This window comes from Citrobacter sp. wls613, from assembly GCF_005281195.1.
In the GTDB taxonomy this organism is placed as follows: domain Bacteria; phylum Pseudomonadota; class Gammaproteobacteria; order Enterobacterales; family Enterobacteriaceae; genus Citrobacter; species Citrobacter gillenii.
This window is the reverse complement of record NZ_SZXN01000048.1, coordinates 1-21496: the sequence shown is the minus strand read 5'-3', so window position 1 is coordinate 21496 and position 21496 is coordinate 1. Positions and strand designations below refer to the sequence as shown.

General features: G+C 54.4%; 27 protein-coding genes. 19 read left to right on the top strand and 8 right to left on the bottom strand.

Going from position 1 to position 21496, the window contains the following annotated elements:
* Positions 1-74 precede the first annotated feature (74 nt).
* Both FDX01_RS08185 and FDX01_RS08180 read right to left on the bottom strand, forming a co-directional pair.
* A complete protein-coding gene (locus FDX01_RS08185; protein WP_057063502.1) occupies positions 75-1127 on the bottom strand; it encodes a phage portal protein in 1053 nt (350 codons plus the stop codon).
* A 2-nt stretch (positions 1128-1129) separates the two neighbouring features.
* Complete coding sequence (locus tag FDX01_RS08180; protein ID WP_008500365.1) at positions 1130-2851, bottom strand: terminase family protein; 1722 nt, start codon at positions 2849-2851, stop codon at positions 1130-1132.
* Positions 2852-3011: 160 nt separating this feature from the next.
* Here FDX01_RS08180 and FDX01_RS08175 point away from each other — a divergent pair, with 160 nt between their 5' ends.
* The 17 genes from FDX01_RS08175 to FDX01_RS08090 all read left to right on the top strand — a co-directional run bounded on the left by FDX01_RS08175 (position 3012) and on the right by FDX01_RS08090 (position 14099).
* A complete protein-coding gene (locus FDX01_RS08175) occupies positions 3012-3845 on the top strand; it encodes a GPO family capsid scaffolding protein (RefSeq protein WP_032646283.1) in 834 nt (277 codons plus the stop codon).
* A 23-nt stretch (positions 3846-3868) separates the two neighbouring features.
* Positions 3869-4918: a phage major capsid protein, P2 family gene (locus tag FDX01_RS08170; RefSeq protein WP_137399603.1), complete on the top strand. Its 1050-nt coding sequence runs from the start codon at positions 3869-3871 to the stop codon at positions 4916-4918.
* A 46-nt stretch (positions 4919-4964) separates the two neighbouring features.
* Complete coding sequence (gpM, locus tag FDX01_RS08165) at positions 4965-5828, top strand: phage terminase small subunit (protein ID WP_137399610.1); 864 nt, start codon at positions 4965-4967, stop codon at positions 5826-5828.
* A gap of 103 nt (positions 5829-5931) precedes the next feature.
* On the top strand, positions 5932-6429 hold the full coding sequence (locus tag FDX01_RS08160; RefSeq protein ID WP_023305074.1) for a head completion/stabilization protein: 498 nt from the start codon (positions 5932-5934) through the stop codon (positions 6427-6429).
* Positions 6429-6629 carry a tail protein X gene (locus tag FDX01_RS08155; protein WP_000864915.1) on the top strand — a complete coding sequence of 67 codons (201 nt, stop codon included), beginning with the start codon at positions 6429-6431 and terminating at the stop codon, positions 6627-6629. Before FDX01_RS08160 ends, FDX01_RS08155 begins: the two co-directional genes overlap by 1 nt.
* Positions 6620-6901 carry a hypothetical protein gene (locus tag FDX01_RS08150; protein WP_000420349.1) on the top strand — a complete coding sequence of 94 codons (282 nt, stop codon included), beginning with the start codon at positions 6620-6622 and terminating at the stop codon, positions 6899-6901. The genes FDX01_RS08155 and FDX01_RS08150 overlap by 10 nt, the downstream gene beginning before the upstream one ends.
* A complete protein-coding gene (locus FDX01_RS08145) occupies positions 6898-7449 on the top strand; it encodes a lysozyme (RefSeq protein WP_010835075.1) in 552 nt (183 codons plus the stop codon). Before FDX01_RS08150 ends, FDX01_RS08145 begins: the two co-directional genes overlap by 4 nt.
* On the top strand, positions 7446-7841 hold the full coding sequence (locus FDX01_RS08140) for a DUF2570 domain-containing protein (RefSeq protein ID WP_137399602.1): 396 nt from the start codon (positions 7446-7448) through the stop codon (positions 7839-7841). The genes FDX01_RS08145 and FDX01_RS08140 overlap by 4 nt, the downstream gene beginning before the upstream one ends.
* A 141-nt stretch (positions 7842-7982) precedes the next feature.
* Positions 7983-8432, top strand: a complete 450-nt coding sequence (locus FDX01_RS08130) for a phage tail protein (protein WP_039268395.1) — start codon at positions 7983-7985, stop codon at positions 8430-8432.
* On the top strand, positions 8429-9070 hold the full coding sequence (locus FDX01_RS08125) for a phage virion morphogenesis protein (RefSeq protein WP_010835078.1): 642 nt from the start codon (positions 8429-8431) through the stop codon (positions 9068-9070). Before FDX01_RS08130 ends, FDX01_RS08125 begins: the two co-directional genes overlap by 4 nt.
* On the top strand, positions 9070-9654 hold the full coding sequence (locus FDX01_RS08120; RefSeq protein WP_137399601.1) for a phage baseplate assembly protein V: 585 nt from the start codon (positions 9070-9072) through the stop codon (positions 9652-9654). The genes FDX01_RS08125 and FDX01_RS08120 overlap by 1 nt, the downstream gene beginning before the upstream one ends.
* Positions 9651-10019, top strand: a complete 369-nt coding sequence (locus FDX01_RS08115) for a GPW/gp25 family protein (RefSeq protein ID WP_010835080.1) — start codon at positions 9651-9653, stop codon at positions 10017-10019. Before FDX01_RS08120 ends, FDX01_RS08115 begins: the two co-directional genes overlap by 4 nt.
* Positions 10006-10902 (top strand): baseplate J/gp47 family protein, encoded by an 897-nt coding sequence (locus tag FDX01_RS08110; protein ID WP_039268393.1) that lies wholly within the window; start codon positions 10006-10008, stop codon positions 10900-10902. Before FDX01_RS08115 ends, FDX01_RS08110 begins: the two co-directional genes overlap by 14 nt.
* Positions 10895-11509, top strand: a complete 615-nt coding sequence (locus tag FDX01_RS08105; RefSeq protein WP_008500379.1) for a phage tail protein I — start codon at positions 10895-10897, stop codon at positions 11507-11509. Before FDX01_RS08110 ends, FDX01_RS08105 begins: the two co-directional genes overlap by 8 nt.
* Positions 11499-12992, top strand: coding sequence for a phage tail protein (locus tag FDX01_RS08100; RefSeq protein ID WP_137399600.1), 1494 nt, complete (start codon positions 11499-11501; stop codon positions 12990-12992). Before FDX01_RS08105 ends, FDX01_RS08100 begins: the two co-directional genes overlap by 11 nt.
* Positions 12992-13408, top strand: a complete 417-nt coding sequence (locus tag FDX01_RS24100; protein ID WP_137399599.1) for a tail fiber assembly protein — start codon at positions 12992-12994, stop codon at positions 13406-13408. The genes FDX01_RS08100 and FDX01_RS24100 overlap by 1 nt, the downstream gene beginning before the upstream one ends.
* Positions 13409-13529: 121 nt before the next feature.
* The gene (locus tag FDX01_RS08090) at positions 13530-14099 is read left to right on the top strand and encodes a recombinase family protein (protein WP_137399598.1); all 570 of its coding nucleotides are present in this window, start codon (positions 13530-13532) and stop codon (positions 14097-14099) included.
* Between the two features lie 7 nt (positions 14100-14106).
* Here FDX01_RS08090 and FDX01_RS08085 read toward each other — a convergent pair whose 3' ends face one another.
* From FDX01_RS08085 to FDX01_RS08060, 6 genes are read right to left on the bottom strand one after another with little or no spacing between them, the layout of a single operon-like run.
* On the bottom strand, positions 14107-14595 hold the full coding sequence (locus FDX01_RS08085; protein ID WP_024142417.1) for a phage tail protein: 489 nt from the start codon (positions 14593-14595) through the stop codon (positions 14107-14109).
* Between the two features lie 9 nt (positions 14596-14604).
* Positions 14605-17544: a phage tail tape measure protein gene (locus FDX01_RS08080; protein ID WP_137399597.1), complete on the bottom strand. Its 2940-nt coding sequence runs from the start codon at positions 17542-17544 to the stop codon at positions 14605-14607.
* Positions 17534-17677: a GpE family phage tail protein gene (locus tag FDX01_RS08075; RefSeq protein WP_039268621.1), complete on the bottom strand. Its 144-nt coding sequence runs from the start codon at positions 17675-17677 to the stop codon at positions 17534-17536. Before FDX01_RS08075 ends, FDX01_RS08080 begins: the two co-directional genes overlap by 11 nt.
* A 29-nt stretch (positions 17678-17706) precedes the next feature.
* Positions 17707-18006: a phage tail assembly protein gene (locus FDX01_RS08070; protein WP_137399596.1), complete on the bottom strand. Its 300-nt coding sequence runs from the start codon at positions 18004-18006 to the stop codon at positions 17707-17709.
* A gap of 53 nt (positions 18007-18059) precedes the next feature.
* Positions 18060-18575 carry a phage major tail tube protein gene (locus FDX01_RS08065; protein WP_010835090.1) on the bottom strand — a complete coding sequence of 172 codons (516 nt, stop codon included), beginning with the start codon at positions 18573-18575 and terminating at the stop codon, positions 18060-18062.
* Positions 18576-19757, bottom strand: a complete 1182-nt coding sequence (locus tag FDX01_RS08060; RefSeq protein WP_008500387.1) for a phage tail sheath subtilisin-like domain-containing protein — start codon at positions 19755-19757, stop codon at positions 18576-18578.
* A gap of 151 nt (positions 19758-19908) precedes the next feature.
* Here FDX01_RS08060 and FDX01_RS08055 point away from each other — a divergent pair, with 151 nt between their 5' ends.
* Both FDX01_RS08055 and FDX01_RS08050 read left to right on the top strand, forming a co-directional pair.
* On the top strand, positions 19909-21063 hold the full coding sequence (locus FDX01_RS08055) for a contractile injection system protein, VgrG/Pvc8 family (RefSeq protein ID WP_053089611.1): 1155 nt from the start codon (positions 19909-19911) through the stop codon (positions 21061-21063).
* Positions 21064-21108: 45 nt separating this feature from the next.
* Positions 21109-21357 (top strand): ogr/Delta-like zinc finger family protein, encoded by a 249-nt coding sequence (locus FDX01_RS08050; protein WP_039268386.1) that lies wholly within the window; start codon positions 21109-21111, stop codon positions 21355-21357.
* Positions 21358-21496 lie beyond the last annotated feature (139 nt).

The following is a 21496-nucleotide window of genomic DNA, read 5'->3' as shown; positions in this document are numbered from 1 at the left end:
GTGGCCGATATGGCCGGAAATGATGGTGCTGCGGGTGGTACCGCACCGCCAGAAATGACGATGCGGCCAGGAGATCACTTCGTGGGTTCAAGCAATGCGTAAGGGTTGAAGCGAATCACCTCCTCACCCAGCCAGTCGTTAACATGCTTCATGGCCTCCATGTAGGGTGTCAACTCGTTGACGGCGAACACGCGAGCCGCTTTCTCAATATCACCGAATGAACCGTTCCCTTCCGGAATGGCTCCCATCAGTTGCGGCGGCACCCGGTGCGCTGCCAGCATGTCATCGCGGGTGGAAGACTTCACCCCCACAAACTCATCCTTAGCCGATATCTGGCTGAATGGCAGTATTTGCACTGAGTCTTTGCCGCCGTTAGGTGCGTGCAGAAGGATGTTCTTAAACGCCCCGCCGCGCCGGGTATCCGTCAGCGTCTTTTTGAGCTTATCAAGGCTCTCCTGGTCGGCCATCGCGCTGTTAACGTAGACGATGCAGCCAGCGTGCGAGCCGTTGTCGTAGTAGAGCTTTCTGAACTTGTCAGCAGAATGGGCCAGGTTTGCAGACAGCAGGCCAGCGAAATACTCAGGCATGCCGTATATTTCCTGGTGAATATCCGGGCTGAGAACGTGACATACCGAACCCGTTGAAAACATGTGATCCTGTAGCCCGGCCTGAATAAACCAGTAAGTGTCCAGGTCAGAACCGCGGCGTGTGTATTTCGCCAGCGAGTGACGAAAGCCAAAGGAACCACCAAGCCGGTTTTTTCGCATCTCAAGATAGCCATTCCCGAAGACAAACCAGTCCAGTGCGAAGGCGGAGAACACCTGGCGGGAAAGAAGTTTGTGCGGGATAAAGCATCCGGCAAGGACATTGCGCTTGAAATAAAGCGCCGACTGGTGCCAGCTCGCATAGCCAAACTGACGGGCGAGGCCATACCAGTCAATAGGGGTTTCGTAGTATCGCCCGTTGTCTGCGCAATACATGTTATCAAGCAGGTCGCTGGCACCACTCACCGGCCATGGGCCGTCGAAGGTGAATGAGTTCAGCTCCGGTGACGCTTTCAGTGAGGCGGCGAGATCTGCCTGCTCCCTGGCATACTTCCTGCCGCGTGTGGGTCTTTGTTTGCTCAAGGTTAATACTCCGTAACTGTCATACTGCTGCCGCCTTCTTGTCCCAGCGGTTCGTTAATGGTGGCAAGCATCGTCGCCCATGCGAGATCGCCATGACTGACGCCGCGAGAGCGGTCCGTGTCGTAAGTGACAACGCCTCCAGGGGTAACGATCTTGCGGACAGAGTTGAATGCACCAACCAGGTCAAGCTCACCACGATCAAACTCCCAGCGCCCGCCACGAATCAGCTGTTGCATCTTCAGCACGAGCATTCGCTTGCTGGACGGTGAGAACTGGTAACAAACCGCTGCCGGGAAATGCTTTTTAACCAGCTGATAAACCGCTTCACCAATACCGGTGCCATCGATCCCAATGTGCTGCACGTTGTACCGGGTGAGCATGCCGATAATGAGATTGGCCTGCTCTTCGAACTCCATCCCTCGTATGCGTAGTGTCTCAATCGTGCGGAACTTGCCGCCGGGCACCATCGGCACAGCGTTAACGGATATGGCTCCACTGTCCCCCTTGCCGCTGGCGCCGTTCGGGTCATAGCCAATCCAGACGGGACGATCAGCCATGGGGCGGGCCGCATATGGCCGCCAGTCGGGCCAGTCGTCATAACCATCAGCGCCGCATGCCAGTAGCCTGTTATAGTCAAAGGCGCTTTCACCGCTTTTGATGAACTGGCATCCGTACAGGTTGTCGTATTCCTCCGGGCTGTTCTCTTCCCGGATTTCGTCGATATCAGTCAGATCCCATCCATGGTCGATAGCATCCTGCAACGTGACAATCTGCCTCCAGATCTTGTCCGGGCACATCAGGCCGCTGTTAAGCGTTTTCCAGGATGTATCAAATTCAATGCGCTTGCCATGGCTGCGACCTTTGTTAAATGCTTCACCTGTCCAGAATGGATAAGCCTCATGGCTTTCTGCTGAAGGGGTGGAGAAATAGGTACGCGTTAGACCTTTTAGCGTTGCCATGGCGCCCGCGACTTTTTTCAGGTTGGCAAACTGGCCTACCCAAAAGAATTCGTCGAAATACAGGTTGCCCGTGTATGACTGAGCGGTAGCCGCTGACGTGCCAAGAAAATGCAGCTCGGCGCCGTTGAACAGCTGGATCATGTCGCCGCCCTTAAGCTCTACATCTACTTCTTCAGCGGCCGAGCGAATGAAACTTCGAAACTGGTACGCCTGGCGGCGGCTTGCCGATAAAAAGATTTGGTTGCGCTGATGCTTATATTTCACATCCTCAGACAGGGCGCGCACCAGAGCTTCACGTGCGAAATACCACGTCGCGCCAACCTGACGGCTTTTCAGGATCATGCGGTTACGCCAGTGGTGATTGTCATACCACCCTTTCTGGTGCCAGTGCAGAGAGCCGAGAATGTTCTCCCGCAGCGCGGCAATCTGCGACTCTGAGAAATAGTTTTGCTTTTTGCGGATCTTTTTCTTCGGCTGGGTGGCTGCTGTGCCGTTATCCAGCTTTTTCAACTGACGGGTGAGCAGGTCAATCTCTTTGAAATCACCGCCGGTCTTTTTGTCTTTGCCAGTGAGCTGAATTAGCCTGGCATCAATGGATGTTGTCACGCGCTGGATCGGCGGTGTGGCGTCCCATTCATCTCGCTTTTTCCATGAGTAAACCGTGTTCTGGTTGATCCCCATTAGGCGTGCGATCTCTGCTGGCGGGTAGCCCTGCCAGTAAAGCTGTCGTGCACGCTGCATGATGAATGCTTCTTCAATCGCCATTAATCCTCCTCGCTTCCTGCCGGGGAGATTAACCCGCGCGCGCGTACCCTTGCGCTCGCTTTAGGTTGTGGTGCTCCGCTCACAACAACAACGCGTTGAGGGGGGGTGCGTCCCCCTGCCATCATCTCCGGGAACTCAGAAAACAAGCGAGTAAACGAACATGGCAGGCACAGCAAAACCACGTAAGAAGTTTCGCGTGGCCGTCTCCGGAAATACCGTTGACGGGCGCGAAATTCAACCGCAGCACCTTCGCGATGCAGCAGCAAATTACAACCCTGAGGTGTATGGCGCGCGGGTCAACATTGAGCACTATCTCTCTATGTTCCCGAATAGCGATTTTGGGGCGATGGGGGATGTGGTAGCCCTCAGCACTGAAGACATCACCGAAGGTGCACTGGCGGGGCGCACCGCGCTTTATGCCGAAATCGAACCATCCGAGCGCATGGTGCAGATGACCGACAAAGGGCAAAAAGTCTATTCCAGTATTGAGCTGCATCCGCAGTTTGCCCTCAACGGCAAAGCCTATGTTGTCGGGCTGGCAATGACCGATACCCCGGCGAGCCTGGGCACTGAGCGTCTTAAATTTGCCTCACAGCAGCGTGCATCGGTGATGGCCTTCAATAACCAGCAGGGTGAGGCGCCGATGTTCACCGAAGCGCTTGAAGCAGAGGTGATCGAGCTGACCGCCCAGCGCAGCGATGAAGGTGCCAGGTGGTTTAATCGCGTGATGAGCATTATTGGCAAAGGTCAGAAAACGGACGATCAGCGCTTCAGTCAGATGCATCAGGTCGTTGAGGCCGTGGCGCAATCGCAATCCGAGCAAATTGATCGCTTCAGTGCCGCAGAGCAGGAGCGCCAGGAGGATAAGGCCGCTATCCAGAAGCTGACCACTGAGCTTGCGGAGCTGCGCCAGAAGCTGGGGAGCACTGAAGCTTCCTTCAGTCAGCGACCACCTGCGAACGGCGGCGCCAACGCGCAGCTGGCTGATTACTGATATCCACTACGAGAGCAGAGAACATGGAAAACAATACCCGCCAGCTGTTTGATCAGTACATTGCGCGCCAGGCGCAGTTAAACGGCGTATCGACTGCGGCAGTCGCTGCGAAATTTGCGGTAGACCCGGCGCGTCAGCAACGCCTGGAGCAGGCCGCACAGGAGAGTGATTCTTTCCTGAGCAAAATTAACGTGTTTGGCGTTAACCAGCAGATTGGTCAGAAAGTGCTGATTGGCAGCAAAGGCCCGATGGCTGGCGTTAACAACAGCACCACCAACCGTCGTAATCCAGGGGCTAACCATTCAATGGAGCCGTTTGATTACATGTGCCGCAAGGTCAACTACGACTACGGGATCAGCTATGAACAGCTTGATGCCTGGGCGCACATGCCGGAATTCCAGCCTCTAATCAGCAAGGCGATGGCTCGTCAGATGTCACTTGACCGCATCATGATCGGTTTCAACGGCACCAAATACAGCGATCCATCAGACCGCGCGGCTAACCCACTGTTGCAGGATTGTGGCATTGGCTGGCTGGAGAAAATCCGTACTGAAGCCTCACACCGCGTGATTTCCGGCGTCACGATCACTTCCCGTGATGAAGATAACAAGGTTATTGCGAAAGGGACTTACGGCAACCTGGGTGCGGCGGTGTACGACGCCAAAAACAGCCTGATGGATGAATGGCACAAACGTAATCCTGACAACGTGGTGATCCTGGCAGGCGACCTGTTGACCACCGGCAACTTCCCGGCGATTAACGCCATGAGCCAGAACAACCCGAACACCGAAATGCTGGCCGGTCAGCTGATTGTTGCGCAGGAACGTGTCGGCAACATGCCGACCTTCATCGCGCCGTACTTCCCGGTCAATGGCGTACTGATCACGCCGTTTAAAAACCTGTCCGTGTACTACCAGCGCGGTGGACTGCGCCGGACGATCAAGGAGGAGCCGGAATACAACCGTATTGCGACTTATCAGTCATCGAATGATGACTTTGTGATCGAGGACTACGGCAACGTCGCATTCATTGACGGCATTACCTTTGCCGAGGCGCCGGCAGGCGGCGCATAACCGCACACTGGCGGGCTTCGGCCCGCCGTTCATCGGGGAAGAAACAATGCTGACACCGGCACAACGACATTTTCAACGCGTCATGGCTGAACGCCATGGCAAGGCAGATGATCTGTCAGAAACAGCGCGTACTGCGCACGAGCAAATTCTGCACCGCATGCGTATGGATATGAGTGCGCTTAAGAAAATTCAGGGCGAACAGGCAAAAGCCGCGCTTAAACGCCAGCTGCTACCCAATTACGAGGGGTGGATTGAAGGAACGCTGGAGGGAGACAGCGGGCGACAGGATGAAGTGATCACGCGCCTGATGATTTGGGCGATTGATATTCGGGATTATCCGCTGGCCGTGCGCATCGGGCGGTATGTCATCGCGCACAACCTGGCAATGCCAGACCGGTTTAACCGCACGGCAGCGACAGCGCTGGTCGATGAGATTTGCGATCCCATTCTGGTGCAGGTCAAGGCGGATGACAGCACTGATATTAAGCCATATCTGGCGGTGCTCGATGAGGTCCAGGAGATCACTGAAAACAGCGATATGCCAGACGTCGTACGGGCCAAGCTGTATAAAGCCCGCGCTTTTGCATTGTGCAACGGCACTGCGGATGAACAGGCGACTGCGCTGGAGTTGTTGCGTCGCGCGCTGAACCTCGACTCCGGCGCCGGGGTGAAAAAGCTGATCGATAAGCTTGCCAGGCAGGTAAAAAAAGCCTCTGCGGAAAATGCATCAGGCAGTGAGGGTGCAGACCAGAGCGGGGGCGAAGGGGGCAATAATCAGGCTGCAGCAACGCCGGAAGTGACGGTGCCAGATGCCAAAAAGCCAGCCACCAAAAACAACCCCGGAAGCACAACACGTAAAACGGCGGCTCGCAAAACAACGACGAAAAAGCCCACCGCCGATAAAAAATAACCGACTTGCGCCCCGTGCGCTGGCGGCGCGGGCGGAAATCTGCAACGCATCGCGTTAGCTTTTCTCCGTCCGCTCACCGCCAACCTTTTCTGGAGACTACACGATGAGCCTTGTGGCCCCTCGCACAGTTACCTCCTCTGCGGAGGATGTGCCGGACGTGGATGACGGCGGAGAGAAAGTCACCGCCGGGGAGTTCTGGCCCGAGATAGTGCTGAGCAACGTCCGTAAGGAGATGCGGATCACCGGTGCGGTTACCACTTCGCGTTTAAAGCAGGTGGTCATTGAAGCCGTAGCCCACACAGCTGATCAGCTGAAGCAATGGCAGGCTGAACAGATTGGGGCCGGATATGCCAGTTTGGCCGCCGTACCGGCCATGGTGATTAACGACGAGAGCGTAAAGGTATATCGCTGGCGCCGCGCAGTTTACAGCATCTCGCGGGCCCTTCTGATCGAGACTTTCCGCGATGTTGACACCACGGGTGACGCGGGAGAGAAGCGCGCCGCCGCACTCGCAACCCAGGCGAATGATCACTGGCGTGATGCGCGCTGGGCTATCTCGGATATTCAGGGCGTGGTCCGTAACTCTGCGGAGGCGTTCTGATGAAAGTGAAGGCATTGCAGGGCGATACAGTGGATTTGTTGTGTCAGCGTCACTACGGCATCACCCAGGGCGTGACCGAGATCGTACTGGCTGCGAATCATGCGCTGGCCGGTCAGATCTTCCTTGATGCCGGGCAGGAAGTTGAACTGCCTGACGTCGACACCTCTGCGACAAAGGAGACTGTTCAATTATGGAGCTGATAAACCGCCTCTGGAACTGGACGGTGTACCTTTGGTCGATGCTGCTGACGGGCGTCGGCATGATGACGCAGAAGGACTGGCTGGCTTTCATTGCTGCGCTCACCGGGATCGTGGTTGCCGTGCTGGGTGAGCTCCATCGCCGCCGAATGTCCCGCATCCATGAAACCAATAATGTTCTGCTGAATGAATTGATCGATGCGATTCGGGACGATACCGAGAACCGGCAGGACGTGAAGGAGTTAATTCGGACTATCAGGGAGTCACCGCGATGAAAAGAGGAATTATTGCCTGTTCTGTTGCGGCGATTGTCTCTCTCGCAGCGGCACTCTGGCCGCAGACGCTGCGCACAAGTCCTGAAGCGCAGCTGAAGATGGCGAAATACGAGGATTGCCGAAAGACGCCGTATTACTGCCCGGCAGGTGTGCTGACCGTAGGCATGGGGTCGACCAGCAACGTGCAGAACCGCGAATACGCCGAGCGAGAGATCGCCGAGCGATGGGTGAATGACCTGTTTCGTGCTGAGAAATGCGTAAACCGCGAGTTTAATGGCGCAGCTGCACCACAACGGGTTTTCGAAGCGCTCACTGACGGCGCATTTAACGTCGGTTGTGGTGGTCTTGGCTGGTACACCAACAAAAAGGGCCAGAAGGTCAGAACAACAATCTGGCGCAATGCGCAGGATGGTAACTGGCAGGGCGTTTGCGAGCGACTCACAGACTTTGTCAACTCCGGCGGAAAACGTATGCCGGGGCTGGAAAGGCGCCGGGAAGAGTTTCGGGACTGGTGCCTCTCAGAGCCTGAGCTAAAGGGGGTGAAATGAAAGCGCTGGGTGTATTTACCGTTTTTATTTCCCTTCTGCTGGTCCTCGCAGGCGTCAGGCTGACGCTGGAGAGCAGTAAACGAGAGGCCGCAGAGACGGCACTTGGAGAAGCTAACCAGAAGCTTAAGCAAACCGGTGATGTGCTGGACGAGGTCAGGGCGTTACGTAACGACGTGAACGAAGTGGCTGCTGGTCTGAAAACACTGGCTCAGAAGCGTAACGATACAGGGGAAAAGCGCCGTGAAAATATCAAAACTGAGCTGGCCGGTGATAAATGCGCCGCTGTGCCTGTGCCTGACCGTGTGGCTGACAGCCTGTACCAGCGAGCCGCCGAAGTTGGCGCCGGTGATTATTCAGGAACCTTTACCGGAAAGCCTGACGGCAAAAACTGAAACGCCAGCACCGCCAAAACCAATGACATACGGGAGCCTCGCTCCGTGGTCCGATGCGCTGCTGGATGCGCTGGACACATGCAACGCCGATAAGGCGGGTATCAGAGAGCTGGAACTGCGGCGAATCGCCAGGGGGATAAAGTGAAAAAAGCAGAGTTGATGCGTGAAGCCCTGATAGCCGGTAACACCTGGTGTAAGGCCAACCCGGAGCAAATCACCGTCTGGGTGGAAAAAGGCAATATCGGGATTGAAGCGACCGGCGAACCGTCTTTCATGTACCTCTACACCATCAATATTCTCGCCGTGGAATTCCCAGGGGCGGTTGATGATCTGATGCTGCCGATCATGGCCTGGGCCTGGCAATATCAGCCTGATTTACTGCTGAATCCTGACAATAACCGCAAGGTGGAGTTTGACGCTGACATTATCAGCGACGACCTGGCCGATCTTCTGTTCAAGGTGCCGGTCTGGGAGCGCGTCATGGTGGAAACCGTTGACGGGAAGCCCATCGCGAAGCACCTGAGCGAAGACCGCCCGCGCATCAATGGCGGAGAGTGGGAAGTGGTATTTGGCGGAGGAGAGCTGGCATGACCGATGATGCCGCGCTGTTTCATCAACTCGATCAGGTTTTTGCAGACATCCTGTCCGCAATGGCGCCAGCGAGCCGGTTGCGTACTGCGCGCGGAATAGCGACTACATTACGCCGTAGCCAGAGCCAGCGCATCGGGAAGCAGACAGCTCCGGATGGCACGAAATACCAGAAGCGTCATCGCCGCGTCTTACGCTCCCAGGCTGGGATCGGGTTTGTCTGGCAAGGTGAGGAGCGTCGTCTGAGGAACTGGCGGGCAACCCGTGGAAGCCGGGGACGCATGCTGACAGGCTTTGATGAGGGGAAAGGGGCCGTTCGCTCGTTCTATCGCTCTGATATTGAGCGTTATCTTGATATCAGTTTCAGCGAGACGCGCCGTGATACCACGAAAAGCGATCCTATGTTTCGCCGACTGCGCACAACCCGTTTTCTGAAAGCAAGAGCGACTTCTGAGGGGGCTGTAGTTGGTTTTTCGGGCGCTGCTGCCCGCATCGCCCGCGTTCACCAGTACGGGCTACGGGACAGGGTAAACGACAGTGGCGCGATGGCCAGCTATCCGCGCCGTGAGTTGCTCGGCCTGAGCAAGGCGGACCGCATGGCTATTGCCCGGCAGGTCATTGATTCTCTGGGGGTGAGCTGATGGATCTGGCTGAAGTCATTCGCCTGCTGGAAAATATCGTTCGCACCGGTACGGTGACGGAGATTGACGAGGAAAAGTGGCGGGTAAGGGTAAAAAGCGGAGAGCTGGATTCCACCTGGCTGCGCTGGAATGCACAGCGTGCAGGCGCTTTCAGCTTCTGGGTGCCGCCGTCTGTTGGCGAGCAGGTATGGTTCCTGTGCCTTGGGGGTAACACTACCGCTGCGATCATCGGGGGAAGTCTTTACAGCAACGACAATCCGGCGCCAGGTATATCGGCAAAAGAAATGATCGTGACCGCGCCGGATGGAGCGAAGTTCCGCTATGACGCAGAAGCAGGGGCTTTGCAGGTCAGCGGCATCAAATCAGCAACGATTGAGGCGTCGGTTGAGGTCTTGCTGAAAACGCCGCTGGTCGAGTGTACCGAGATGCTGAAAACCAAAAATTTCACCGTTACGGAAGGCGGCAAAATGCAGGGGGACTTTACGCACTCTGGTGGTGCGTTCATCTCAAACGGTGTCCAGGTTGATGATCATGGTCATGGTGCCGTGCAGCGTGGTGGAAGCTGGACGGAGGGCACGAAATGACGGTGCGCTATACCGGGATGAATCCTGATGGCACGGGAACGCTGACGGATGCCGCCCACGTGTGGCAGTCAGCCAGTGACATTCTTAACACCCCGATTGGATCGCGGGTCATGCGCCGTGACTACGGCTCTCTCGTTCCCGATCTGATTGATGGCCCACAAAACGACGTTACACGCATGCAGCTGATGAGCGCAGTGGTTATTGCGCTGGCGACATGGGAGCCGCGGATCACGCTGAGCATCGTGGATGTGCGTTATTCGCAGTCAGGAGCAGTGGAGGCGGGATTGTCAGGGGCTCTGACGGAATCTATGGAACAGCAGACGACAACCTTAACACTCAGGAAAAGCAGCAATGGCAACAGTTGATTTGGCGCAGCTACCGCCGCCGCAAATTATTGAGGTGCTGGATTTTGAAGTGATTCTGGCGGATGTCAAAGCCGTCATGATCGCGGCTTTCCCTGATGAACAACAGGCTTCTGTTGCCGCTGCGTTAAAGCTTGAGTCTGAACCCCTGACCATACTGGCGCAGGTGATTGCCTACCGGGAATTAATGCTGCGCCAGCGAATCAATGAGGGGGCTGCGGCCTGCATGTTGAGCCATTCCGTCTCCACCGATCTTGATAACCTTGCGGGTAACCTGAACACCGAGCGCCTGGTTCGTATTCCGGCTACCGAAACCACCGATGCAGAGATGGAAAGCGATACCGCACTGCGTCTGCGCGCGCAATCCGCTTTTGAAGGGTTGAGCGTTGCTGGCCCTACCGGTGCATACGAATATTTTGCGAAGAGTGCCAGCGGAAAAGTTGCAGATGCCAGGGCAACCAGCCCCTCACCCGCTGTTGTCGTCGTGTCCATTCTGTCTACCGAAGGGGATGGCACGGCGAGCGACGAGCTGATCGCAACAGTAAACGACACGCTCTCAGCGGATGATAAGCGGCCTGTCGCCGACCGGCTAACCGTCCAGTCAGCGGAGATTGTGAATTATGAAATTGACGCTCTGCTTTATCTCTATCCGGGGCCGGAATCTGAGCCGATCCTGAGTGCGGCAGATAATGCACTGCGGACATGGCTGGGAGCGCAGGGGAAAATCGGTCGCGATGTTGCGCGTTCGGCCATTATGGCCGCTCTGCATGTGCAGGGGGTGCAGCGCGTAGTTTTGCTGAATCCTCAGGAAGATATCGTGATCGATGATACCCAGGCGGCACGATGTATTTCGCACACCATCAGCGTAGGGGGAACGGATGAATAACAGCCTCCTGCCGCCTTCAGCCAGCACCTTCATGCGGAATGCGGAGAAACCGACGGCGCGGATCAGCGGTATTCCTGTCGACCTTCGAAAGCTCTGGAATCCGGATGAATGCCCCGTGGAGTTTTTACCCTATCTGGCCTGGGCGTTGTCTGTTGATCGCTGGGATAAGCGCTGGTCTGAACAGACCAAGAGGCAGGTAATAAAAGCCTCCTGGCTTGTCCATCGCCACAAAGGCACGATTTCAGCGCTGAGGCGCGTTGTTGAACCTTTCGGCTATTTGCTGAGGGTGATTGAGTGGTGGCAGAACGGCGAGGAGCCAGGCACTTTCCGGCTTGAAATCGGCATTCAGGATGAGGGGATCACCGAGGAAACTTATCGGGAGCTTGAGCGCCTGATCGACGATGCAAAACCCAGAAGCCGTCACCTCACCGGCCTTTCGCTTTCGCTTCAGTCTCAGGGTTATATCGAGATAGGGGCGGGGTGTTACGTGGGTGATACGCTGACGGTATATCCCTATTTTCCTGAAACTATCGCTGTGGGTGGCAATGACTACACCGGCGCAGCAATCCATTTAATTGATACCGTGGAGATCGCAAGTGGCGACTAAATATCTTGCCCTGTTGACCAATATCGGGGCGGCAAAACTGGCAAAAGCCACGGCGTTGGGTACGAAAGTTGAGATTACCCAGCTGGCCGTTGGTGATGGCAATGGTGTACTGCCTACACCGAATCCGGCACAGACTGCCCTCGTACATGAGTTACGCCGCGCCCCTTTGAATATGTTGACGGTGGACCCGGCGAACGCCAGCCAGATCATTGCGGAACAGGTCATACCGGAAGACGTCGGCGGGTGGTGGATTCGTGAGATAGGCCTTTTCGATAAAGATGGCGATATGGTGGCGATTGCCAATTGCGCTGAAACCTATAAGCCTCAGTTGCAGGAGGGGAGCGGGCGCGTTCAGGTTATTCGCGTGATCCTGATTGTCAGCAGCACCGAAGCCGTTACGTTGAAGATTGATCCGGCTGTTGTACTGGCAACACGCCAGTATGTTGACAGCCAGCTGCGCGCGCATGAGCAGTCACGTAATCACCCGGATGCGTCAACGACAGAGAAAGGTTTTGTGCAGCTCAGCAGCAGTGTGACCAGTGACAGCGAATCGCAGGCGGCAACATCGAAGGCCGTTAAAATTGCGATGGACAATGCGAATGCTCGGCTGGCTAAAGAACGCAATCTCGCTGATTTACCTAATCCGGCACTGGCCCGCCAGAATCTGCAACTGGGTAACAGTTCGACGAAAAACATCGGTACAACTGCCGATACCGTTGCGGCGGGTGATGATGCACGTATCACCGGCGCGATGCAGAAAAACAAAAACGGCGGGGATATTCCTGACGTGGCGAAGTTTCTCCAAAACCTTGGTTTGGGAGATGCGAGCGGATACGTTGGTAGGCTGCTAAAAATACAGGTATTCTACAACTCTGGGATTTATAATCCTACTCCCGGCACGAAAAAAGTAATTGTTGAAATGGTTGGCGGCGGAGGAGGTAGCGCTGGTTCACGTGCAGCTGCTTCTGGTCAGATTTCTGTAGGTGGTGCTGGAGGTGCTGGTTCATATGCAAAAGGTCAGTTCACCCAAAACTTCAGCGGAGTTCAAATCACCGTAGGCACCAAGGGTGCAGGAGGTACATCCAGCGGGCCTTATGCGTCAGATGGTGGCACATCTTCTTTTGGCAGCTTAATCACTGCCGCTGGCGGTTCAGCCGGACAACCTGCAGGACCTACAAATAGTTTCCCATTCTCAACTGTTGCGGCAGTCGTTTCGGCTGGTGCCAATGGTGCAAACATAATTGGAACACCCGGACAAGGGGCCTCTGCTTCCATAGCAGTCAGCGCAGCGGTTGTTATAGAGAGCACCGGTGGATCATCTCAGTTTGGTGCTGGCGGATTTATTACTGCTTTTAACGCTAAAGGTGTTAATGGTTCTGGATATGGATCAGGTGGCGGTCCATCAAAAGTTAGTGGTGGTAATGCAGATGTGGCCGGTGGTGATGGGTCGCAAGGGTTGGTAATTGTTTGGGAGTATGCGTGATGAAAACCTGGGCGTTAGTAAAAGACGGCATTGTAATCAATACCTTTCTCTGGGATGGTGAGGGAGATTATCAGCATGAAGAGAAAACTGAAGTCATTGAATATGATGACAATAATATAGCCGGTATAGGTTATATTTATGATGGAAAGTTATTCTCACGCCCTCCACTTACAGACGAGGAGCAAGCTGTAGTGGATCAGCAGAACGCAGAATCAATTATCGCCATGAAGCAAACACTTATGGACGAAGCGTCTTTGAAAATATCAATTCTTCAGGATGCTGTAGATCTTGATATGGCGACCGATGCTGAAGCAGCGGCATTGCCACTATGGAAAACCTACCGGGTGCTATTGAATCGTGTTGACACCTCAACCGCACCAGATATCAACTGGCCTGAAATGCCAGCATCAGCATAGGAACGTTTGCCGTAAGACATGGTTACTTCTGACGGTGCGGTACCTAACCTGCAGTACAGCCAGAAATGACGATGCTCGATACAATGCGAGGGACTATGGCATCTAAATAAAGGGGGTTTTTATGCTGATCGGGTATGTAAGGGTGTCAACAAATGACCAGAACACCGCGCTGCAAAGAAATGCACTGGAAAGCGCAGGATGTGAACAAATATTTGAAGACAAAATAAGCGGTACGAAAGCCGAGAGGCCGGGGCTTAAGCGTTTATTACGGACCTTATCGGAGGGTGATCCGCTGGTTGTCTGGAAGCTTGATCGTCTCGGGCGGAGCATGCGCCACCTGGTGACCATGATCGAAGAGCTACGCAATCGCGGTGTTAACTTCCGCAGCCTGACAGACAGCATTGATACCTCAACACCTATGGGGCGTTTTTTCTTTCACGTCATGGGGGCGCTGGCAGAAATGGAGAGAGAGTTAATCGTTGAGCGCACCCGCGCCGGTTTGGTTGCAGCTCGTGCAGAAGGACGGATAGGAGGGAGGCGACCAAAACTGACAGAGCAGCAATGGGAACAGGCGGGAAGACTGATCGCCGCAGGGGAGAAACGACAGCGGGTGGCTATTATTTTTGATGTCGGAATATCGACACTTTATAAAAAGTTCCCTTCAACAAGAAGGGAACATGAAGGGGCTTAAGGCATTATTAAAACAGGCCGTTGAGCGAGTCTTTCACCTGGTTTATCGCATTATTTGCACTCGTCTTTAACCCGGCCAGGGCATCGCTGACGGTCGAGCTTTGCAGCTTCTCCCTGTAATCCGCATCGACACGGCTCAGGCTGAGGGTAAATTCGATTTTTTTTGGATTCCCAAATCGGTCGAACTCAGACTTTCCCCGCTCCAGACGCGTTAAAACGTACATACCATAAATACGCCCCGTACCCTCAATAAGCGGCCATGGGCGCCCTGCGTAGCCGACAGTTTCAAGGGCTGACAGCGAGAGATTTCCACCGGTGATTTCCGGGTAAAGGACGCCTGACAGCGTTATATTGTCATCACCAGCGCCAATGTACTGCCAACCGGCTGACTGGTTAACCCGCTCGTTTTTTACGTGCCTCCACTCCTGCGAGTGCTGGAGTTGCTGGTAAGGGGTGGTGCGCAGCATAAAAACGAACATTCCAAAAACCATCATCATAATCGTCACCTATTCTCTGTCGCGGAAAGAACCACGGTTAATTCTGCCGGTGCTGGCCATCGCATCACGCACAACATTGCGCATCATTCTTTCCAGCTCCTGATCCGTGCGTTTGCCAACATCGTTAAAGATAATGTTAAAAATTGGGGCGCCGCCGGTCGGAGCGGTAACGGGAGCTGATACCGGGGCCTGTGTGGCGGCTGTCGCGGAAATAATGCCGCCAGCTGCGGGCGTTGCCACTCGAGGTACTGATTGCGGTATGACACGCGCTTCCTGATATGCGCCCCGCAAAGCTAGGGCGCGCGGAAGGTTTTTGAAAATAATGTCACCCGGTCCGACTTTCTTGGTGTTATCAGCGGTTGCTTTTGTATTGTCTGCGATGCTTTGCAGACGTCGTTGCGTACCGGTATTTCCTGACAGCGGCGAGGCCGCAGGTGGTGCGCCAGTAGCAACTGGCGACTCTGCTTTTTTGGGGGCGACTTTAGCCATATCACTGGCAAGGAAAGCCACCTTATCCTGAAGGAGGGCGGAGCGTTGCGCATCCTCAATTTTCTTGCGCGCCCTCTCTGCTTCATCGGGTAATACACCAAGTTTTTCAAGTATCCAGCCAAGGGTATCAAGAAGCATCTTGGCTGGGGTCAGGGCGAGATTTATTGCACCGCCGAGTACGTTACCGAAGATCTCGCCAGCACTCGTGCATTTTTCAAGCGTCTCCTTGCTGGTCTGCACTGGCGATAAGAGATTCGTAAACCACTGCCAGACGGATTTAACCCCATTGCTGATCATGTCAAAGATGGGGGAAAAGGTGGCAAAGATATCCCTGAGAGGGGAAATCGCCTGCATAACTCCGGTAAACATACCGAGGAAAAACGCCTTAATGGGTTCCCAGTATCGCCAGATTAGCAATCCCGCAGCGACAAATGCGGAACCAATCAGGCCTATTGGACTGAGTAAAAAAGATAAAGCCCCACCAAGAATAGATACCGCACCGGTGATCATGCCCCAGATTGCTGGCAAGCCAGTGAGGCGCAATAGCAACATACCAATGTTTTTAGTCAGCGGTCCCAAAAGTGTGCTTGGAGACAGGAGGGCAGTAAGCAGACCAGAGCGAACCGCAGGGAGAATAGCTGAAATTCTTCCCAGTTTAGGGGCGATTCCTGACAGTACGACTGACCAGCCTCTGACGTTCGCCATGGCAGGTCCCGCGACAGTGCCGAGAGTGCGAAAAGCTGCAATGGTGCCGAGCAGCCCGCGACCACCGGTCAGCAATGAAAAACCGAGCTGAAGTTTGGTGAGGGGGCCAATAAGAATACCCATCGCTAGTGATGTAGCGCCAATTGCCGCCACCAGTGCAAGTGCTCCACCGACAACCAGAATGATTGTTTGTGTCAGGCGGGGATTTTCTTTTACCCAGGTACTGGCGGCGGTGATCATATCACTGAGCCCCTGAGTGAGAGAACGTAGTGGGCCATCGGTTGTTTCCTCGACCTGAATGCGGAAACCTTCCCATGCGCTGTCCAGGTTTTTCAGATCACCGCTGAGGTTGTCAGCCATGACCTTCGCCGCCTTCTGCGCTTCACCCTGAGAGCCGCGCAAATCAGCCAGGAGTTTTTGCAGCTCACCGCTACCAGCCGATCTAACCAGTGCCTGAAATGACTTTGCCGCTTCCTCGCCTGCAATGTCTTTGAAGAATGACAGCTGGTCTGTGTCACCGTACTTTTTGATAGATTTATAAATATCAGATAAGACTACTTCGGCCGGTCGCATTTTTCCGGTGGCATCGGCAACAGAAACGCCCAATTCTTTCAGGGCTGCCTGAGCTTTACCTGTTGGCGCAGCCAGACGCGAGAAGGTGGTTTGTAGGCCAGTACCTGCAATACTGCCACGCAGGCCAACGTTCGCCATTACACCGATCATGGCGGTTGTGCGCTCAACATCAACGCCAAGACCGGCCATCCCGGTTCCTGCATACTTCATCGCCTCACCGATGTTCATTAAATCGGTGTTAGTACGGGTAAATGCCGCGGTCAAAACATCACTGACCCGATCCATTTCCTTTGGATCGAGACGGAACTGCGAAAGAATGTTGGAGCTGATGTCGGCACTTTCACCAAGATCCATACCACCGGCCAGCGCCATATTCAGAACGCCAGGCAATGCAGCCTGAATAGCCGCCGGAGTAAAGCCAGCCATTGCAAGAAATGCCTGCCCGCTGGCTGCATCGCGCGAAGTAAATGCGGTTTCGGCCCCGAGTTTTTTGGCCTGAGCACGCAGGTCTGCTAGTTGGGAGGAGTCTTTGTTGAGTCGGGTTAATGCCTGAACGCGTGACATTTCTTCATCGAAACCAATCGCAGGCGCCAGGAATGATCCGCCAGCGTAGCCCGCAGCAGCAGTGCCTAGCATCATCCCCATGCCTGCCCCGCGAAGCTTGCCCGCAGTCTCTTTGGCTCGATCATACCCGGCCTGTGCTTTTTGGGTAGCGGCCAGTTGGCGACGTTCTCGCTCAAGTGTCTGGTTGTATTGCTCAGTACGCCTGATGGCACTTTGGATAGCGCCACTCCCGGTGGTGAGGTTAACGCCATGCTGGCGCACTGCCTGCGCGGCTGTGCGCAGCTGCGTCGTTTGCCTGCCGTAGGTTTCAGTCAGCCGGGAAAGTTTGGTACGAAGTGACTCAAGTCGAGCCGTCTGGGCTTCAGTAAGCTTACCGCCTTCGCGTTGTTTCTGGTTGAGGCCGTCAAAGGCTCGCTGGGTGCTTTTCAGCTTCTGCGCAGTATCATTGGCTTGCGAGCGCAGCTTATCAAATGATGCTGCGCTTTTTTCCAGGTCTTTGATTGAGGACTGTGTTTTTTTGAGGGAGTCGGAAAGGCCGCCAATAGCTTTACTGGCGGCGTTGACCGGGCGGGTGAGCTTGTCAATTGCACTGAACGCAACGCGAATACTAAGATCCATCGTCGTCATCCTCCTTCTCATGGTTACCGCTTCTGATGGCCGCCCGTTCGCGCCAGGCCATCAGCTCGCGCAACTCCATGCTGTGCATTTCGGAGGGCGGCCAGTGAAATATCACAGCGATGTCAGCGATCAGATCGTCGACATCGCTGAATACAGCCTCTCTTACTTGCTCGCCATCGCCGCCTCGCTCGGTGCGGACGGCGCCGCTTTCGTCAAAAAAGGCGTGATTTCTTCGCACAGCGCCGTAAAGTCGCCGGTCGCCATTGAGGAAATATCGGTGGTTGTCAGCTGAGGCGCGGTGACGCGAGTCAGTAGAGTTGATACCGCGTCATAGTCGAAGTTGAGAACATCAACCAGACGTAGCCCGCGCAGTGAGCCAGCCTGCTTGATTGTGTCGGTGATTGCGACGGATTTAATTTCCTGGTCGCCGCGTTTAATGGGTTGGCTGAGAGTTACTGACATTATTCATTCTCCGGGCGGCCAGGCTGGCCGCCATTGGTAGTGGTTAAAAAAGATTACTGGCCGAGACCCAGGGCGGACGCAATGCGGTCCGGGTAGAGACTCTTGCCGTTGCGCTTGTAGATGAAGTTCAGCAGGTCGATTTCCAGCAAAGGCTTGTCATCCACGGACAGCTTGTAATACGTATTTTTGAGCGCATAAGTATGGCTGGTGTCATCACCCTGCTTGGCTTCGCCCTGGTCGACTTCGGTGATACGTCCGCGCATCTCGACTTCAAGCAGGGAGCTTGTACCGCCGCTGTAGATCTCACCGACAAAGCGCGTGCGTAGTTCGTCAATATCCCCACCCCATTTCAGGATCAGCTCCTCGACCATGCCGCCAACAACCATTGATGCATCCAGTGCGCCTGAATCAAGGCCGAGGTCAACAGCAGCGGAGCCAAGCATCCCGCCACCCTGGTAATCTTCCGTTTTACGGGTAATTTTCGGGAGCGTGACGCTGGGGATCTTCCCGATGTAGTTGTCGCCATCGACAAACATCGTGAACAGGCGGAGTTTCTTCGGAATAGCCATTTATGCACCTCCCAGCGATGCAAAGGCTGGTTCGTAATACTGATCGGTAAACGTCTGGATCAGCGTCAAGTTTTCCAGCGGTGGCACGGGGCTGTAGTTGTAGCGAACAACCGCTTTACCCTGGCGAATACCGGTGGTCGGGTTATCGACAATATCAAACCAACATGCCGCACCAATCAGTTTGCCAGCAGTGACCAGCGCCTGAAGCTTGGCATTGATCCCGCTTACAACGTCTTTGACGTTAGCCGGGGTAAGCGGTTTATCCACGGTGGTGAATTGTGCTTCCGCAATGCTGTCCGCAAGAATTTGAGCCGTCCGGGTAAACACCTCGAAAATATATTCTTCGGTGTCGGTGGTACGGTTACCCCAGAACCGGAAACCATCGCGTTTGATCAGCGTGGTAATCTCGTTAGCGTTCAGCTCGTTAGCGTCGGAGTCCTCCGCCTGTAACGCCCAGAACACGTCTTTGGAGATACCCAGGACGTTTTTCACCGCAACGTTAGAAAGTGACTTGTGCCAGCCCTGCTCATTATCAATCAGTGCCCGCAGGCCAAGCGCATAGGCAACAGCCGGGAATTCTTCATTAACGCCAGTCTGCGGGTTGAAGGCGATGAAGTTGGGCCAAATCATCATCCCTTCACGCTCGGCGAACTGCTCGCGGTAGGTTTTTGCTTCGGCAATAGTCTCGCAGCCATCACAGTAGCTGTAAGAGAATGCACGCAGCTGTTTCGCAATTACGCGCAGCTGTGCGGTTACTTCCTGCGTGTCGTACATCGGAATGCCGAGGATGCGAGGGCGATAACCGGTTTTCTGCTCTGCGGTCAGCAGGGCAAACATCCCGGTATAGCTTCCGTCAGCCTGTGTGCCACCGATAATGAGCTGGGATTGCGTTTTGGCATTTTCTCCTTCCTTTGCTTCAGCGACACGAACAACAATTACACGCGTGCTGACCTGGTCGGAAATAGCCTTGAGAGATTTATACAGTGAGCCTGTTTTGCCCGCCTTACCCAGCACGCTAATCACGCGAGTGATCAGGACTGGCGTATCAAGTGGAAAGGTGAGGGGATCGGCATCATCGGCCACCGCAACCAGACCAATGACCGTTGAATCAATGTCATTGATCGCGGTCTGGAGGTCGGTGTTTTCTTTGGTGCGCGCCCCGTGGAAAAAGTTGTCGGTCATACTCTACCGCCATCATGTTTAGTGAGTTCATGGTGATATTCGCTGAATTCCGGGCGGCAGACACGTTGAGATGGATGTCGCAGGAAGGCGACAACAAAAGGCTGTTTGTCCTATCGCGCGCGCATGGAAATATTTGCGGGAGGAGAAAGCGATGGCACTGACAACTGACGCAATAGAGAGCGCAAAAAGCCTGCTGAATGCGGGTGCTGAGAAATTCAAAAATTATCCTGGCGACTTGTCACGTGTGCCAGCGTTTAACGTAACGCTTGGCGGCAAGGCGCTGATCATGCTGGATGAGAAACTGATCTCGTTAGAATTAACAGATAACAGGGGCTTTAATGCTGATGAACTGACTATCACTGTTGATGACAGCCAGGGAGATATTGAGTTACCGCCACGTGGCGCTGAGTTATCGGTAGCGATAGGCTGGCAGGGAGAAAAACTGGTACACAAAGGGATTTTCATCGTGGATGAAATTGCGCACTCAGGGCCGCCGGACCGTATCGAGATCACGGCCAGAAGTGCAGATTTCCGCGATGAATTTAACGTTAAGCGGGAGGTGTCGTGGCATGACGTTACAGTAGAGCGCATCGTCTCTGCTATAGCTCACAGATACAAGTTAAAACCTCTCATCTCAGAGCAACTGATGTCCGCCGAGATCGATCATGCAGATCAGACGCAGGAAAGCGATATGTCGTTTCTGACGCGCATGGCGGAAATGCTGGGCGCTATTGCAACTGTGAAAAATGGTTACCTGCTCTTCATCCTGCCTGGTGGCGGTGTCAACGCAAACGGCAGAGCGTTGCCGGAATTTTCCATCACGCGCAACAGCGGAGATCGCCATTCTTTCCGGATTGCAGATCGCGACGCATACACTGGCGTGCAGGCGTACTGGCTTGATCTGGATTTCGGGAAAAAGAAAAAGGTTACTGTTAAAAAGCGGAAGAAAACCGCAGACAAAAAGCCGCGTAGCAGCAGCCGGGAAGGGGACTATATTGCCGGTGAAGATGGTAACGTTTTTGTACTCCGTACGACGTACAGCAGTGAGATGGCCGCACAACGTGCAGCAGCTGCAAAATGGCAACAACTCCAGCGCGGAGCTGCTGAGTTCTCTTTAACCCTGGCTTACGGGCGCGCGGATCTGTATCCGGAGATGCACGGAACGGTAACGGAGTTCAAAGACGTCATTGACGGCCAGGACTGGATAATTGCGAAGGCAAGCCACACTATTGACGATAGTGGGTTTAAAACGCGGCTGGAGTTGGAAGCAAAAATACCTGAATGGATTGCAGAAACTGAATCATAGCGGCCATAATATGAGCGAGTTCAACTCCCGCCATGGGAGGCCATTATGTTTAAGTGTCCTGTTTGTGGTGCCGTCGCCCGTACGCGCACCAGTCGCCCTCTTAGTGAAATGACAGTCCGGCATTATCACCAGTGCCAGAATTTCGAATGCAGTATTACGTTTACTACGCTCAACAGCGTTGAGAAGCTTGTAACCAAACGCGCGCCCCGCGAAAAGTTACCGGCTGATTTCATCCCATCCGATGCTTTCCCTGCTTCGCACTATGGGAGGAATCAGCTTAATTTGGCCCTCTAAATAGTGGCAGCAAAAATCAAACCATTACCTGTGATTATCAGCGATTACCAGCAAAGAGAGTCTTATTTATCATAAGCTTATGTTTTATAAGACTCTCTAATAGTTTTTAAAATCCCTCGGCTGTAAGGCTGTGTGGGTT

What these genes read in the sequence shown, in the direction of transcription:
- FDX01_RS08180 (WP_008500365.1), bottom strand. Translation starts at nt 2,851, where the DNA reads ATGGCGATTGAAGAAGCATTCATCATGCAGCGTGCACGACAGCTTTAC.
- FDX01_RS08175 (WP_032646283.1), top strand. Translation starts at nt 3,012, where the DNA reads ATGGCAGGCACAGCAAAACCACGTAAGAAGTTTCGCGTGGCCGTCTCC.
- FDX01_RS08170 (WP_137399603.1), top strand. Translation starts at nt 3,869, where the DNA reads ATGGAAAACAATACCCGCCAGCTGTTTGATCAGTACATTGCGCGCCAG.
- gpM (WP_137399610.1), top strand. Translation starts at nt 4,965, where the DNA reads ATGCTGACACCGGCACAACGACATTTTCAACGCGTCATGGCTGAACGC.
- FDX01_RS08160 (WP_023305074.1), top strand. Translation starts at nt 5,932, where the DNA reads ATGAGCCTTGTGGCCCCTCGCACAGTTACCTCCTCTGCGGAGGATGTG.
- FDX01_RS08155 (WP_000864915.1), top strand. Translation starts at nt 6,429, where the DNA reads ATGAAAGTGAAGGCATTGCAGGGCGATACAGTGGATTTGTTGTGTCAG.
- FDX01_RS08150 (WP_000420349.1), top strand. Translation starts at nt 6,620, where the DNA reads ATGGAGCTGATAAACCGCCTCTGGAACTGGACGGTGTACCTTTGGTCG.
- FDX01_RS08145 (WP_010835075.1), top strand. Translation starts at nt 6,898, where the DNA reads ATGAAAAGAGGAATTATTGCCTGTTCTGTTGCGGCGATTGTCTCTCTC.
- FDX01_RS08140 (WP_137399602.1), top strand. Translation starts at nt 7,446, where the DNA reads ATGAAAGCGCTGGGTGTATTTACCGTTTTTATTTCCCTTCTGCTGGTC.
- FDX01_RS08125 (WP_010835078.1), top strand. Translation starts at nt 8,429, where the DNA reads ATGACCGATGATGCCGCGCTGTTTCATCAACTCGATCAGGTTTTTGCA.
- FDX01_RS08120 (WP_137399601.1), top strand. Translation starts at nt 9,070, where the DNA reads ATGGATCTGGCTGAAGTCATTCGCCTGCTGGAAAATATCGTTCGCACC.
- FDX01_RS08115 (WP_010835080.1), top strand. Translation starts at nt 9,651, where the DNA reads ATGACGGTGCGCTATACCGGGATGAATCCTGATGGCACGGGAACGCTG.
- FDX01_RS08110 (WP_039268393.1), top strand. Translation starts at nt 10,006, where the DNA reads ATGGCAACAGTTGATTTGGCGCAGCTACCGCCGCCGCAAATTATTGAG.
- FDX01_RS08105 (WP_008500379.1), top strand. Translation starts at nt 10,895, where the DNA reads ATGAATAACAGCCTCCTGCCGCCTTCAGCCAGCACCTTCATGCGGAAT.
- FDX01_RS24100 (WP_137399599.1), top strand. Translation starts at nt 12,992, where the DNA reads ATGAAAACCTGGGCGTTAGTAAAAGACGGCATTGTAATCAATACCTTT.
- FDX01_RS08090 (WP_137399598.1), top strand. Translation starts at nt 13,530, where the DNA reads ATGCTGATCGGGTATGTAAGGGTGTCAACAAATGACCAGAACACCGCG.
- FDX01_RS08085 (WP_024142417.1), bottom strand. Translation starts at nt 14,595, where the DNA reads ATGATGATGGTTTTTGGAATGTTCGTTTTTATGCTGCGCACCACCCCT.
- FDX01_RS08080 (WP_137399597.1), bottom strand. Translation starts at nt 17,544, where the DNA reads ATGGATCTTAGTATTCGCGTTGCGTTCAGTGCAATTGACAAGCTCACC.
- FDX01_RS08070 (WP_137399596.1), bottom strand. Translation starts at nt 18,006, where the DNA reads ATGTCAGTAACTCTCAGCCAACCCATTAAACGCGGCGACCAGGAAATT.
- FDX01_RS08065 (WP_010835090.1), bottom strand. Translation starts at nt 18,575, where the DNA reads ATGGCTATTCCGAAGAAACTCCGCCTGTTCACGATGTTTGTCGATGGC.
- FDX01_RS08060 (WP_008500387.1), bottom strand. Translation starts at nt 19,757, where the DNA reads ATGACCGACAACTTTTTCCACGGGGCGCGCACCAAAGAAAACACCGAC.
- FDX01_RS08055 (WP_053089611.1), top strand. Translation starts at nt 19,909, where the DNA reads ATGGCACTGACAACTGACGCAATAGAGAGCGCAAAAAGCCTGCTGAAT.
- FDX01_RS08050 (WP_039268386.1), top strand. Translation starts at nt 21,109, where the DNA reads ATGTTTAAGTGTCCTGTTTGTGGTGCCGTCGCCCGTACGCGCACCAGT.